Source organism: Thioalkalivibrio sp. ALE22 (assembly GCF_000381445.1).
In the GTDB taxonomy this organism is placed as follows: Bacteria; Pseudomonadota; Gammaproteobacteria; order Ectothiorhodospirales; family Ectothiorhodospiraceae; genus Thioalkalivibrio.
In genome coordinates this window covers 1-13489 of the sequence record NZ_KB906500.1, presented here as the reverse complement: position 1 = coordinate 13489, position 13489 = coordinate 1, and the positions used below count along the sequence as shown (strand labels likewise).

At 64.8% G+C, this 13489-nt stretch carries 14 protein-coding genes and 2 tRNA genes; 7 read left to right on the top strand and 9 right to left on the bottom strand.

Annotated features, from left to right (window positions below; translation table 11 throughout):
* Positions 1–34 precede the first annotated feature (34 nt).
* From F793_RS0101730 to F793_RS0101720, 3 genes are all read left to right on the top strand, one after another.
* Positions 35–835 (top strand): hypothetical protein, encoded by an 801-nt coding sequence (locus tag F793_RS0101730; protein ID WP_018875365.1) that lies wholly within the window; start codon positions 35–37, stop codon positions 833–835.
* Positions 813–1367 (top strand): C40 family peptidase, encoded by a 555-nt coding sequence (locus F793_RS0101725; RefSeq protein ID WP_018875364.1) that lies wholly within the window; start codon positions 813–815, stop codon positions 1365–1367. Before F793_RS0101730 ends, F793_RS0101725 begins: the two co-directional genes overlap by 23 nt.
* Positions 1368–1472: 105 nt before the next feature.
* Entirely contained in the window at positions 1473–2000 is a 528-nt protein-coding gene (locus F793_RS0101720) for a DUF302 domain-containing protein (protein WP_026280425.1), read from the top strand.
* A gap of 112 nt (positions 2001–2112) precedes the next feature.
* Here F793_RS0101720 and secF read toward each other — a convergent pair whose 3' ends face one another.
* From secF to queA, 5 genes are all read right to left on the bottom strand, one after another.
* Positions 2113–3060, bottom strand: coding sequence for a protein translocase subunit SecF (gene secF / locus F793_RS0101715; protein WP_018877766.1), 948 nt, complete (start codon positions 3058–3060; stop codon positions 2113–2115).
* A gap of 16 nt (positions 3061–3076) precedes the next feature.
* Positions 3077–4945, bottom strand: coding sequence for a protein translocase subunit SecD (gene secD, locus F793_RS0101710; RefSeq protein WP_018867386.1), 1869 nt, complete (start codon positions 4943–4945; stop codon positions 3077–3079).
* 25 nt (positions 4946–4970) lie between these two features.
* Entirely contained in the window at positions 4971–5300 is a 330-nt protein-coding gene (yajC, locus tag F793_RS0101705; protein WP_018867385.1) for a preprotein translocase subunit YajC, read from the bottom strand.
* Between the two features lie 84 nt (positions 5301–5384).
* Complete coding sequence (gene tgt, locus F793_RS0101700; RefSeq protein WP_018882163.1) at positions 5385–6500, bottom strand: tRNA guanosine(34) transglycosylase Tgt; 1116 nt, start codon at positions 6498–6500, stop codon at positions 5385–5387.
* Positions 6490–7566: a tRNA preQ1(34) S-adenosylmethionine ribosyltransferase-isomerase QueA gene (gene queA / locus F793_RS0101695; protein WP_018882164.1), complete on the bottom strand. Its 1077-nt coding sequence runs from the start codon at positions 7564–7566 to the stop codon at positions 6490–6492. The genes tgt and queA overlap by 11 nt, the downstream gene beginning before the upstream one ends.
* Positions 7567–7824: 258 nt before the next feature.
* Between queA and F793_RS0101690 the strand changes: the two genes are divergently transcribed.
* The 4 genes from F793_RS0101690 (at position 7825) to F793_RS0101675 (ending at position 8718) form a co-directional block, all read left to right on the top strand.
* A tRNA-Leu gene (locus F793_RS0101690) sits at positions 7825–7911 on the top strand.
* A 58-nt stretch (positions 7912–7969) separates the two neighbouring features.
* Positions 7970–8045, top strand: a tRNA-Thr gene (locus F793_RS0101685).
* 101 nt (positions 8046–8146) lie between these two features.
* Positions 8147–8473, top strand: coding sequence for a hypothetical protein (locus tag F793_RS0101680; RefSeq protein WP_018882165.1), 327 nt, complete (start codon positions 8147–8149; stop codon positions 8471–8473).
* Between the two features lie 32 nt (positions 8474–8505).
* Complete coding sequence (locus F793_RS0101675; RefSeq protein WP_018882166.1) at positions 8506–8718, top strand: hypothetical protein; 213 nt, start codon at positions 8506–8508, stop codon at positions 8716–8718.
* Positions 8719–8782: 64 nt separating this feature from the next.
* On the opposite strand, the gene F793_RS0101670 is transcribed toward F793_RS0101675, so the two are convergent.
* The 4 genes from F793_RS0101670 to F793_RS13310 all read right to left on the bottom strand — a co-directional run.
* Positions 8783–10822 (bottom strand): hypothetical protein, encoded by a 2040-nt coding sequence (locus tag F793_RS0101670; protein WP_018882167.1) that lies wholly within the window; start codon positions 10820–10822, stop codon positions 8783–8785.
* Between the two features lie 189 nt (positions 10823–11011).
* The gene (locus tag F793_RS0101665; RefSeq protein WP_231366522.1) at positions 11012–12358 is read right to left on the bottom strand and encodes a phage major capsid protein; all 1347 of its coding nucleotides are present in this window, start codon (positions 12356–12358) and stop codon (positions 11012–11014) included.
* A 460-nt stretch (positions 12359–12818) separates the two neighbouring features.
* Positions 12819–13013: a hypothetical protein gene (locus tag F793_RS0101660; RefSeq protein WP_018882169.1), complete on the bottom strand. Its 195-nt coding sequence runs from the start codon at positions 13011–13013 to the stop codon at positions 12819–12821.
* Between the two features lie 247 nt (positions 13014–13260).
* Positions 13261–13489, bottom strand: a 229-nt coding sequence (locus tag F793_RS13310) for a transposase (RefSeq protein ID WP_026280900.1), incomplete at its 5' end; no start/stop codon positions are given.

Genomic DNA, 13489 nt, shown 5'->3' with positions numbered 1-13489 from the left:
CACCACAGTCCGCCCGGAAACCGGAGACACCCCCATGCATCGTTGCCGTACTGGCCCGTTCGACCGCCTCCGCCAGGCCCTTGCACCGCTCGCCGCCTGCGGGCTGCTGGCGCTGGGCTCTGCGGCCCAGGCCGATGCCCTGCTCCACTATGTGGACGACGAGGGGCTGGAGAGCCAGATCCTGGTGCGCGGTGACATCGTTCGCATGGAGCTGAACGAGGCGATCAGCGGCACCTCCGGCTATATGTTGTTCGACGCCACCAACGACCAGCTGACCGTCGTGGACGACACCGAACAGACCTACACCCCGCTGACCCGCGAGGTTATGGACCAGCAAATGCGCGCGATGACCGATATGGTCAGCGATCTGCGTCGCCAGATGGAGCAGCTTCCGCCGGAGGTGCGCCAGCAACTGGAATCGCAACTGGGCATCGGCGCGGAAGGCTTCGATGCCGAAATCAGCACCCGGACCACCGGCGAGCAGCGCGAGATCGGCGATTTCGTCTGTGACGAGCACGAGGTCCTGATCGATGGTCAGGTGCAGAGTACGGTCTGCGTGTCGGACCCGGCCCGTCTGGGATTGGAGGAACACGACTTCGCCACCCTGGGCGCCCTGATGGATCGCCTGTATGAGCTGTCCCTCAGCGCCCTCGAGGCCGGTGGCCCGATGGCCTCGCAGATGGGCGCGTCCCTGCTGCCGCGCGTGGATGGCATCCCCCTGGAGGTCAGCGAACACGACGGCGTGACCACTCGCCTCGCGGGCATCTCCACCGACGACCTGAGTCCCGAGCTCTTCACTGTCCCCGACCGCTATGCCGAACGCGATCTTTTCTAACACCGTCCCGCGCTTCCTGCCCCTCGCTCTGGTGGGCAGCGGCCTGCTGTTCCTCGCGGCCTGCAGCGCCGGCCCCGAGCCGCGCGGCACGGAGACCGCCACCACCATCGCCACCCCCCAGCCGCTGCCGCAGGGGCCGATGAGTCCCGCACCCGAGGCCGGTCTGGAGCGCTCGGAGGTCGTCCTCACGGCCCTCGGGCACCTGGACACGCCCTATCGCTACGGGGGAACCGACGCCTCCGGACTCGACTGTTCCGCCCTGGTGCAGCGCGCCTACCGCGAGGCCGGTCGCAGCGTGCCGCGCACCACTCGCGACCAGGCCCGGGCCGCCACGCGGCGCGACGGCGCCCCGGCGCCGGGTGACGTCGTGTTCTTCGCGATCAACGGGAGTCAAATCGATCACGTCGGGGTCTACGTGGGAGACGGACGTTTCGTACATGCACCCAGCTCCCGGGGCCAGGTGCGTATCGAGCAACTGGACAACCCCTACTGGGCCCCTCGAACCCGGTTTGCCGGTCATTTCTTCGACTGAACCCGGCATCCCGGAAAACGCGGTGCCGGCCGCCCCGAGGGGCGTTGGCGGCGACACCCGCCCTCGCTCATCCAGCCTTCGAACCCGCTACCTGAGGAAGGAACCATGAAAACGACCAACCCCGTAACACGCGCATTGCGGACCTCGGCCCTCGCCATCACCCTCGGGCTTGGCGTCGGCTTCGCCACCAGCACCGCGCACGCATTCGGCCCCGAGACCGTGATCGAGACCCAGGAACGCGTGGTGTACAGCGTCGAGGGCGAGTTCGACTTCTACTACGAGATGATCGAGGACGCCATCGCCGCCGAGGGACTGGTGATCAACAATCGTGGCTACATTGCCGACATGCTGGACCGCACCGCCGACCAGGAAAGTGGCGAAGGCCTGTACCTGAACGGCATGTCCGTGGACTTCTGCAGCGCCACCTACTCGCGCGCGACCATGGATGCGGACCCGCATAACATCACGTTCTGCCCCTACGTCATTGCGATCTACGAGCTCACGGATGAGCCCGGCACCATCTACGTGGGATATCAGCGCGTTCCGGAGATCGGTGACAAGGCTTCCGCAGAGGCCCTGCGCGACGTCAACGAACTGGTCGAACGGATCGTGCAGAACGCCCTGTCCTTCTGAACGGGACACAAGCCTCACCACGAAAAACGCCCGGCAGCCTCTCGGCCCCGGGCGTTTTTTCATGGCCCAGCCGTGCTCGGCCTGAACCGGATTGCTGCCCGAACCACTCGGATCAGGGCGTCTGGTCTTCTTCCGCCCCTTCCTTCTTCACCGGCAGCAGGACCTGACGGTCAACGCCCAGCATCAAGGCCGCCGTCGCCGCGATGAAGATGGACGAGTAGGTCCCCACAATCACCCCGATGATCAGGGCGATCGAGAAGTTCTGCAGTGCAGCCCCACCGAGGAACGCGAGCGAGAACAGCACCAGCAGGGTTGTCATACTGGTGACGATGGTACGCGCCAGGGTCTTGTTGACCGCGTTATTCATCACCTGCTCGGTACCCTGCTTGCGCAGCACCCGGAAGTTCTCGCGTATTCGGTCATACACGACGATGGTGTCATTCAGCGAGTAGCCAATCACCGCCAGTACCGCCGCCAGCACGCCCAGGTCGAACTCCAGCTGCAGCAACGAAAAGATGCCCAGGGTGATCAACACATCGTGCACCAGCGCCAGCACCGAACCGATGGAGAACCGCCACTCGAAGCGAACCGCCACGTAGATCAGGATGCCCGCCAGGGCATAGATCATCGCCAGGCCGCCCTGCTCGCGCAGCTCCTCCCCAACCGCCGGGCCGACAAACTCTACCCGGCGCAGGTCCGGCTCCTGCGGTCCACCATCCTGCAGCGTGTTCAGCACGCGGTTGGACAGCATGGCCGGATCGTCGTCGTCCTCGCTTGGCGGCAGACGAATCAGGACATCGCGCGAGGTCCCGAAGGTCTGCACCTGGGCCCCGGCAAAGCCACCGGCCGCGAGGGTCTCGCGGATCGGATCCAGCTCGACCGCCTCGGGATAGCCGACTTCCACCAGGGTGCCCCCGGTAAAGTCGATCCCGAAGTTCAGGCCGCGGGTTGCCAGCATGGCGATGGAAGCCAGGATCAGGATCAGCGAGATGGCGATCGTGATCTTGCGCTTGCCCAGGAAATCGATATTCGATTCGGCGAAATTCAGATGCGGAAGCATGCGGGTCTCCCGGCGCTCAGATGGCCAGGCGCGTCAGCCGGCGCTGGCGCCCGTAGGTCAGATTGACGATGGCGCGGGTCACGATGATCGCGGTAAACATCGACGCGATGATCCCGATCGACAGCGTGATCGCGAAGCCCTTGATCGGACCGGTCCCGAACAGGAACAGCACCAGGGCCGCAATCAGCGTCGTCACGTTGGCGTCCGCGATGGTCGTGAAGGCCCGATCATAGCCGGAGGAGATCGCCGCCTGTGGCGACAACCCGTTGCGGATCTCCTCGCGTATGCGCTCGAAGATCAGCACGTTGGCGTCCACCGCCATACCGACCGTCAGCACGATCCCCGCGATCCCCGGCAAGGTAAGGGTCGCCTGCAGCATCGAGAGCACCGACACGATGAAGATAAGGTTCAGGGCCAGTGCCACGTTCGCGATCAGGCCGAACACGCGGTAATAGAGGATCATGAAGATCATCACCGCGATAAAGCCGATCACCACCGACTGCATGCCGCGGTCGATGTTCTCCTGCCCCAGGCTTGGCCCGACCGTGCGTTCTTCCACGATGGACATCGGCGCGGCCAGCGCCCCGGCCCGCAGCAGCAGCGCGAGGTTGCGCGCCTCGCGGGTGCTGTCGAGCCCGGAGATCTGGAAGCGCCGGCCCAGCGGTTCGTTGATGCGCGCAACGTTGATCACCTCTTCGCTGCGCGAGGTCCGCAGGACCTGCTCACCATTTTCCTCCACCGTCTCGGTCGTCGTCTCGATGAACACCGAGGCCATCAGACGCCCCACGTTGTCCGAGGTCACCCGCGAGAAGATCCGCGCCCCCTGGCCATCCAGGTTGATGAAAACGGCCGGCCCACCGGTGTCCTGCGCAATGCCGGAAGAGGCGTCGGTGATGTAGTCACCGGTCAGCATGACCTGGCGCTGCAGCAGCACCGGCGTCCCGTCACGCTCGCGATACAGACGCGTGCCGGATGGCGCACGGCCGGATTCCGCCGCCTCCATCGGGTCCCCGGATTCCGAGACCAGACGGAACTCCAGCGTCGCCGTCGCACCCAGCACCTCCTTGGCCCGGGCGGTATCCTGCACGCCCGGAAGCTGCACGACGATGCGGTTCTCGCCCTGCTGGGCAATGATCGGCTCGGCCACGCCCAGTTCGTCCACGCGCGAACGCAGGGTCGAGATATTCTGCTGCAGGGCCTGCCGCCGCAGTTCGGTCAGATGGTCGTCGTCCAGAGTGGCCACCATGCGGATGGAGTCGCCGGAGCCGCGGACGTCCCACTCCAGTTCGCCGCGGTACTCGCGGGTCAGCCAGCTTTCGGCCGCTTCATAGTTCGCCTCGTTGCCGAACATCACGGTGAGGTCGCTGGAGCTGCGTTCGATCGTGTCAAAGGACAGACGCTCGTCGCGCATGCGCCCGCGCAACTCGTTCGCGTAGCGCTCCATCGCCGTGCCGATCACCGCCTCCAGATCCACCTCCATCAGGAAGTGCACCCCGCCGCGCAGGTCGAGGCCCAGAGCCATCGGCTGGCCATTGATCGCCCGCAGCCAGTTCGGCGTGGCCGGGGCCAGGTTCAGGGCCACCGTATGGTTGTCGTCCAGGGCGTTGCGCAGAATCTCGGCGGCGGCCGACTGCTCGTCGGTGGTCTCGAAGCGCAGCAATATCTGGCCGTCGTCCTGCTCCTCGACCTGCTTCGGCGTCACCCCCTGGGCACCCAGGATGGTGCCCATGAGGTCCCGGATGTTCTCGTCGATCTCGCCGGTCATCGGATTCCCGATCTGGACCGAGGGGTCCTCCGGAAACAGGTTGGGCGCGGCGTACAGCCCCGCACCCAGAACGACCACGACGATCAGGGCGTACAGCCACGCCGGATAGGAATTGCGCATATTCGGAGACCCTGAAGGGCGGGGTTTAAAGGTCTTTGAGCGTGCCCTTGGGCATCACGGAGGCGACCGACTGCTTCTGCACGGCCACGTTTACGCCATCGGCGATATCAACCTTGATGAAGTCGTCGCTGACCTCGGTGATCTTGCCGGCCACACCGCCGTTGGTGACGATCTCGTCGCCCTTGGAGAGCGCCTCGACCATGTTGCGATGTTCCTTGGCGCGCTTGCTCTGCGGGCGGATGATCAGGAAGTACATGATCGCGAAGAAAATGACGATCATGATCAGGAACTCGATCATGCCGCCGCCGGCGGCTCCGCCTTCCTGGGCATGCGCTGCAGAAATCAGAAAGTCCATCGAAACACTCCGTCTGTCGGTTCGGGTCGAGCCCCGCCCCGCCGCGAAAACCGCAGCCGGACGGCACGAAAAATAACGCGCGGATTATGGCACAGGCGGGACGGCCATGCCGCGCCGCGCATAGAAATCGGCGACGAACGCATCGAGCGTCCCCGCCGCGATTGCCTCGCGCATTCCGCGCATCAGGTCCTGGTAGTAATGCAGATTATGGGTGGTCGCCAGGCGCGAGCCGAGGATCTCGTTGCACTTGTCGAGATGCTTGAGATAGGCACGCGAATAGTGACGACAGGTGTAGCAGCCACATTCCGGGTCAATCGGCCCGGTATCCTCGCGAAAACGGGCATTGCGAATGCGCAGCACGCCCTCGCGGGTGTACAGAAAACCGTTGCGCGCGTTGCGGGTGGGCATCACGCAGTCAAACATGTCCACGCCGCGACGCACTGCCTCGACGATATCCTCCGGGCGTCCCACGCCCATCAGGTAGCGTGGGCGATCCGGCGGCAACAGCGGCAGGGTCACGTCCAGGGTCTGCAGCCGCTCGTCCTCCGGCTCGCCCACCGACAACCCCCCGATCGCGTAGCCGTCAAAGCCGATCGCCTGCAGGCCTTCCGCCGATTCCCGGCGCAGCTCCGGATACATCCCGCCCTGCACAATCCCGAACAGGGCCGCCGGGTTGTCGCCGTGCGCCGCGCGGGAACGTGCCGCCCAGCGCAGCGACAGCTCCATGGACTGGCGTGCCTCGTCCTCCGAGGCGGGATACGGCGTGCACTCGTCGAAGATCATCACGATGTCCGAGCCCAGCTCGCGCTGCACCTGCATCGACGACTCCGGCGTCATCAGCACCTTCGAGCCATCCACCGGCGACTGGAAACGCACCCCCTCCTCCGAGATCTTGCGCATCTCGGCCAGCGAAAAGACCTGGAATCCCCCGGAATCGGTCAGGATCGGTCCCTCCCAGTGCATGAAGTCGTGCAGATCGCCATGCGCCCGGATCACCTCCGTGCCCGGGCGCAGCATCAGGTGGAAAGTATTGCCAAGGATGATCTCCGCCCCAAGCTCGCGCAGCTCTTCCGGAGTCATCGCCTTGACCGTGCCGTAGGTCCCTACCGGCATGAAGGCCGGCGTCTCGACCGTCCCGCGCGGAAAATGCAGGCGGCCGCGCCGCGCCGGGCCGTCGGCGGCCAGGTTTTCAAACTCCATCAGGGCCTCCGGTATCGGCGCTCAGGCTGGGCGGGAGGTCATCGGCCCGCCCCGGCGCCAGCCACATCGCATCGCCGTAACTGAAGAACCGGTACCGCCGCGCGACCGCATGGGCGTAGGCATCCAGGATCCGGTGATAACCGGCGAACGCCGCCACCAGCATCAGCAGCGTGCTCTGTGGCAGATGAAAATTGGTCACCATCCGGTCCACCACGCGGAACGTGTAACCCGGCTGGATGAACAGCCGGGTCTCGCCCTGGAACGGCTCAAGCGCTCCCCCGGCCGCTGCGGTCTCCAGCGAGCGCACGCACGTCGTGCCCACTGCCACCACACGCCCGCCGCGGGCCTTGCACGCCGCCACGGCGGCGCAGGCCTCGGGCGAGACCTCCAGCCACTCCGCATGCATCTCGTGCGCGGCGGTGTCCTCCACCTTGACTGGCTGGAAGGTCCCGGCCCCCACATGCAGGGTCACCGTCGCCGTCTCCACCCCCGCCTCCCGCAGCCGCGCGAGCAGCGCGTCGTCAAAATGCAGCCCCGCGGTGGGGGCGGCGACCGCACCCTCGCGGCGGGCGAACACCGTCTGGTAGCGATCCGCGTCATGGGCCTCGTCAGCCCGCTCGATATACGGCGGCAGTGGCACATGGCCGTGCGTGCGCAACAGAGCCAGCACGTCCCCGGCCTCCACCAGAACCAGCCGGAAGAACGGCCCCTCGCGCCCGGTCACCTCGACCGTGAAAGCATCCGCGAGCCGCAGGCGGGTTCCCACCTTTGGCGCCCGGCTGGCCCGAACCATGGCCAGCACCTGCCCGGTCGATTCGATGCGTTCGACCAGCACCTCGACCTGGCCCCCGCTCTCCTTCTGCCCGAATACTCGCGCCGGTATCACTCGGGTGTCGTTCAGCACGAGCAGATCGCCCGGGCGCAGCAGGTTCTCGATCTCCGCAAACCCGGCATCCCGCGGGCGCTCGTCCTCCAGCACCAGCAGGCGCGACCCCACACGGTCCGGCAGCGGATACTGGGCAATCAGCTCCGGCGGGAGCTCGTAATCAAAGTCGGCAACACGCATGGCGCGCGATGCTACCACGCGCCACGCCAGCGCGGCGCGGCATGCCCCGGCCCGCGAAGCCCGTTTCTGCCGCGGGAAACCTGCGCTACACTACGGTCGCGCTGAACAAAGTCGACCTGGCTTTTTCAGCGCGCGCAGCGCTGCAAACGCGTTTTGCAGCCTGCTTTGGAATCCACCCCCGTTGAGGGCGATTCCGACGGCACATCCGTGTGCCGCGGGGAGACGCCGACCCATCGGCATCTCTCCGGCACCCCACAAGCCGGGATGGCGGAACTGGTAGACGCGCCGGACTCAAAATCCGGTTCTGGCAACAGAGTGCGAGTTCGATTCTCGCTCCCGGCACCATCATTTTCTCGGGCCCTCCGCCAGGGCCCGCCCGGGGCGCACGACTCCCCGACACCAGGCCGGTGTAGCTCAGTTGGTAGAGCATCTGATTTGTAATCAGAGGGTCGCAGGTTCGACTCCTGTCGCCGGCTCCAATTTTTCAACGACTTACCGACACGCTCGGGAGTCGGATCGGTAGCCGGTCACCGGATCGTCACACCCGGTCTTCCCTGTTCCTAACGACAGGAGAAAGACCATGTACAGCTTCCACGAATGGGCCGATCACTACGGCCACACCGATACCCCCGAAGCCCGCCGCGAATACCAGGCGTATCGCGAGAACCTGGATATCTTGCAGACCTTCGCCAGAACCCCGCCCGAGTTCGACCGCTTCTACGTGGTCCAGGATCGCGACTTGCCCGATGGGCGCCGTTTGCTCGGTGATATCGTGGCCGGGCCATTTCCCACGCGAGACCAGGCCAAGGCCGCGCTGAGGGATCGTCGCGAGTCCGGCGCCTACGTCGCCCGCTGGACGGATGAAAGGGCCCCGCTCTCGATTGAGGAACGCCGCAGCCTGCGGTGATCGCCCGTTTCACAGACCACAGGAGACAGACCATGGCCGAAAACACCCCAATGACCGCCCAGGAGCTCAGCGAACTGGCGGACGATACCATCCGCCGGATCGACTCCATGCGCTCGCTTTGCACGAAGATCATCGTCGAAGGCGAACAGGACAACCCCGATATCCCGCTGTGGGATCTGGTGTCCGAGAGTTTCGACATGACCAAGAAGACGGTGGCCGCGCTGCAGAACGGCATCGGGACGTAAACGGAACCGTCATCGACACCACGCCCGGCCTTGCGCCGGGCTTTTTTGTGGCATGCCGCTAGGATCAGGCGCCGTACCTCGCCTGTACCTGCCTCTGCTTGCGGGCCGACTCGCCTGCGATCTGGTTGGCGGTGCGACTATCCGGCCGACCCTGAACGATGATGTTCTGATTCACCTGCGGCATGGCCGGCGCGGAGTCCACCTGCCGAGAAGCGCGCGTGTGGTCAATCACGGTCTCGCGCGGATGGAGGATGGCCGGGAAGCCGCCCTTGCCGTCGACGCCGCCCACGCGCGGGGAATTGCCGGTGTAGCCGCCCCCGGCGAACGACGCGCCAAACAAGCCCATGACGCCCTGGAACAATCCAGCGGCATTCCCGCCGCCACCACCCCCGGTAATTTTGTTCATCAGATCCGCCGCTACGGCATCCGCGATCATGCGCTGAAGCATCTCGCCAAATCCGCGAAGCATGCCGTCGAGCCCTTCCTGCCAAGGGTCGAACAGGAACTGCGACAGGTTCTGCTGCATGGACCGAGCCGCCTGACGGCTGTACTCGTCCATCTTGGACATTTCCTCTCGGGTCTTTTCGGACATCCCACCCAGGCGCTCTTCCGCGTCGAACACGGCGCGAGCGTAGGTGTCCCAGCTGATCACGCCGGCGTCCAGCAGCTCGTCCAGACGGGCCATCTCGGTGTTGAGCTGTTCCAGCGGGGTGCGCGTGTTCTCGTAGACACGCCGACCGGCCTCCGCGAGCTCCTGGAACGCATCGCGCTGGCGGTTGATCGCGTCCAGGTTCTGCTGGAGCACGGAAGACAGGAAGTGATCGCCACCGGCCGCGGCACCGCTTCCGGCACCATCGGGGCCCGGGTCCCAGCCCGGGGGCGGCTCGGAGATGGGCACACGCTGTGCAAGCTCGCGGATCTCTTCGATGCGCTCCTCGATCGCGGACGAGGGCATCGGGCGCATCAGGATGTCGTGGATATCCTGCCGGCCCTCCTCGATCGCCCGGGCCGTCATCTCCATATTGGCCCGGATGTTTTGGCCTATCCAGCCGCCCTGGAGCGGGGCGATGTCGATCCCGGGGACGCGGTTGTAGAGGTCCAGAAGCGCGTTGAGCTGCCGGATGGGGCCGTTCACGATGGTATCCGACAGGGACCATAGATCGTGCTGCATCTTCAGCGACACAAGCGCCGCACCCCGCCCCAGAACCTCGAACGTTCGCCGGACGCCTTCGATGGTGTTCGCCAGGTGGCCGAACGCGCGCATCGATTGCTCGATCGCGTGCGTGATCTCGTCGCGGAAGCCCTGGGACTCCTTCGTCAGGCTGTTGAGCTCGTTGGCCAGGTGCTCGAGGAACGGAGCCGCGGCAATCGCGAGCTGGTTCTGTAGAACCTCGGTCGTGCGACTCACCCGTTGCATGGCCTGGTTGGCGCGCTGGATAGCAGCCGCGTCCACTGCCGACACGGACAGGCCGAACTCGTCGACCTCAAGGCGCGCGGCACGGATCGCGTCACCGCCCTGGGTCATCAGCCGGGCCATCTCGCGGTTGCGGACACCGAGCTGGCGAAGCGCGTCCTGCGCCTGCGCGGAGTTCATGCCCATTTCCTGAACGCGGTCCGCGATGCGCGCCATGCGCTCGTCGACGTCCAGGTTCATCAAGTCTTGTGCAGACAGGCCCAGCCGTTCGAGGGCTTCGCGGGCCTGCCCCGTGCCCCGGGCCGCCTCACCCAGCCGGGCGTTCATCTGCAGGATCTGGTTGCCCGCCTGCTCCTTGGCCAGTCCGACGTCCTCAGCCGCGATCTGGACACCACGAAGTCCGTCGATCGTCGCGTCCAGCGATTCAGCCAAATCAGCCTGGGCGTTGATAAATTGCATGCCCGCGCGTGTCTGGTGGACGGCCAGCGCCGCCCCGGCTGCTGCAGCCGCCGCGCCATAGCGGGCCATGACGCGGATGGAGTTGCGCATGGCCCGGTCGATCCGTCGCAGGCGGTTGCGCATGGTGCTGGAGGTGCGGTCTACGGCCTGGTCGGCACGTCGCAACTCCCGGCGCAGGCTCTCCGTCTGCGCGTCGATGCGGACAAGAATGTCCTCAACGCCCTGGCTCATTCGTCACTCCTAAATTGTTCTGACGTACCCATCATTTGCATTAAAGGACGGGCGCGCGGGTGCTTAATCCGCGCGCTGAGTCCGCCGCCAGGTCACCCCCCTCAAAAGAGGAGAAGAGGAGGGCCCGGCTGCCGGTGTTATTCGGGGCACCGCCGGCTGACCCCATCAGGCACCGGAGCGCGCCTTGTATTAGGCCGGAATGATGCCCTTCACCTGCGCAAACGCCTTCGGGTGTGCCACCTGAACATCTGCACGAATCCAGGCGACGATGCCGAGCTGGTGATTCTGTCCGAACACCTCGCGCAGGATCTCGATCCGCACAGACGAACGAACACCCAGCAGCAGATGACTGAAGTCGCCAATCACGATCCGGGACGCATTGGTCGCCTGCCCCTGCTCTTCATCGATCGGAACACCGCTGGTGTCGAGCATCGGAACGTCCCGCAGGACGCGCGGAGCCTCCAACGGCTGGCCGGTCGTGTCCGTCAGCCCGGAGATACCCTGATACAGGGTGCGCGGGGCCATGATCATCGCGGAGGGCGGCTCGGCATTATCGGAGGTCGTGAGCGAGACCGCCTCGAGCATCTGCGCGTAACCCTCCAGGGCTGCGCCATCGGTGCCCATGCTCACTTCATGCACGCCAGTGGTATTCACCAGGCCCAGGGGCTCCGGAGCATCCCCCGATCCAAACAATGCGGCCCGATCCCACTCCGCAGCCAGAGCACCGGCCAGCGCGCGATTCACCGCATCGCCAGCGTTCGGGGAATCCTCCATCAATTCGCGGGAGGTCTTGATCAGGACCCCGAGCCAACGCGCCTGGAAGGTCAGCCGATTGAACGTCGGATTGGATTCCTGGATCAGGTTGTTTTCGAGCCGCCAAGCTGGCGTCGGGTCATCTGCAATGCCCGCAATGCTCAGGGTCTCGGTTTCCATCTCAATCGTGCGCGCGCCCGCCTGGATCACGCGAGTTTTCGCACGCATCCGGTCGATCAGGTCGCGCGACAGCGGTTCGGGAACCAGGTAGCCGCCGCTGGAATCAGTGCCCTCGCTCAGGGACGCACGGACCTGCTCGGAGCCTCGCCCCGTCACCATGCTCACGATTGCATCGCCCGTGGTCACGCCTGTTGAGTAATCCGACTCGGAGGACCCACTGAGCCGGTCTTGCGGGGCGTATACGTTGACGGCGCGCCCAGTTTTCGCGTCGCGCCAGCCGGAGGGAGCCGGGCCTTTCTTGTTGCCCCAATACTCCTCAGCCTGCTGATCCAGCTGAACCTGCTCCAGCCGGATCTCTGAATTCAAATGCTCGACATTCCGCTCAAGTTCTCGCCAGTCGGCTTCTTCCTGGGCGGAAAACTTCCGGTTTTCCGACTCGACCGCGCTCAACATTTGACGCATCATCGAGGTGTACGATTCGCGACGCTCGCGCAGGGCCTGAACGGTATTACCCGCGCCGTCGCCCATTTCGTCATGCAGTGCTTTCACCACCGAACAATTGTTTGCCCGAGCCGTCTTGTAAATCTCGTCCACTCGCAACATTACAAACTCGCCTTTATTGTGTTTCGGAGGTTTCAATATACGCTCGCAGCCGGTTCATTCATTCGGAATTCGTCCACCCTTTTATACCTCTTCGATCCCCTCTTTTTGTAACTCTTTTAGTTCACCTCTCAGTTGTCTAAGTCGCCAGGCCTGAAACCGGATTGCGACACCTGATCCATGCAGCCTTGCAAGCTCGAGCTGCCGCGACGTGTGCTCCACCTGGACCGAGACATGTCGCACCCGCCGGCGGATCGACTTCGCCCGTTCCTTGCACTTGGCAGAGCAATACATGCGGTTTGGCCGCCCCATGAAATGTTCTCCGCACTGAAGGCACTCCCTCGGAATTGTGCTTGCCATGCCATGCTCCAAAATTCGTGAATCTCAAAATCTGATAGGGAGACGTAAAAATGTGACCACCCACAACGGTCCCAGAGCGCTCTTGCTTGTACTTTGACGGCCCCTACCCATCAGCCGGCCCCGACTCCACACTGCGCAGGTGCTCGCGAAGCGCGTCGGCTTTGCCCTGCTGCCTGAGCTTCCTGGCCAGCTTCCTCAGCGCCTGGCGCTCGATCTCGGCAACGGCGGTTACGCTGATGCCCAACGCAAGCGCAACCTCGAGGCGGGAGCGCTCAGCCTCGATCTTCGGCGGTGGCATTCCTCACCTCGATCACCAGGCCCAGCTCGTTCGCGATATCAATGGCGGTCACGATCCGCGATCCGTTGCAGCCCCGCTCAAGCCTGCGCAGGGTCGGAATGCTGTAGCCCGTCAGGAATGCCAGCTCGCACAGGGGCAGCCCGATCTTGAGCCGCTGCTCGCGTATTGCTTGCCCGATCTCACCTGATGGTTGTGTGCGTCAAGTTGTGCAGAAATGAGTCGGCCATGTTCGGTTGGTCCGTATGGCTCAGGCGGCCTCGGCCTGCCGGAGCAAGATCTTCTTGTGTTCTTTGAGCAGATCCATGTTCAGGTAGCGGTTGTCCTCCAGCCAGCCTTCGTGGATTTCGACGGCCAGGGCCCGCACCAGACGTAGACAGCTGTGGGTGTTGGGGAAGATCCGGACCACCCGGGTCCGGCGCCGGATCTCCTCGTTCAGCCGCTCGAGCATGTTGGTGCTCTTCATGTGCTTGTGGTGG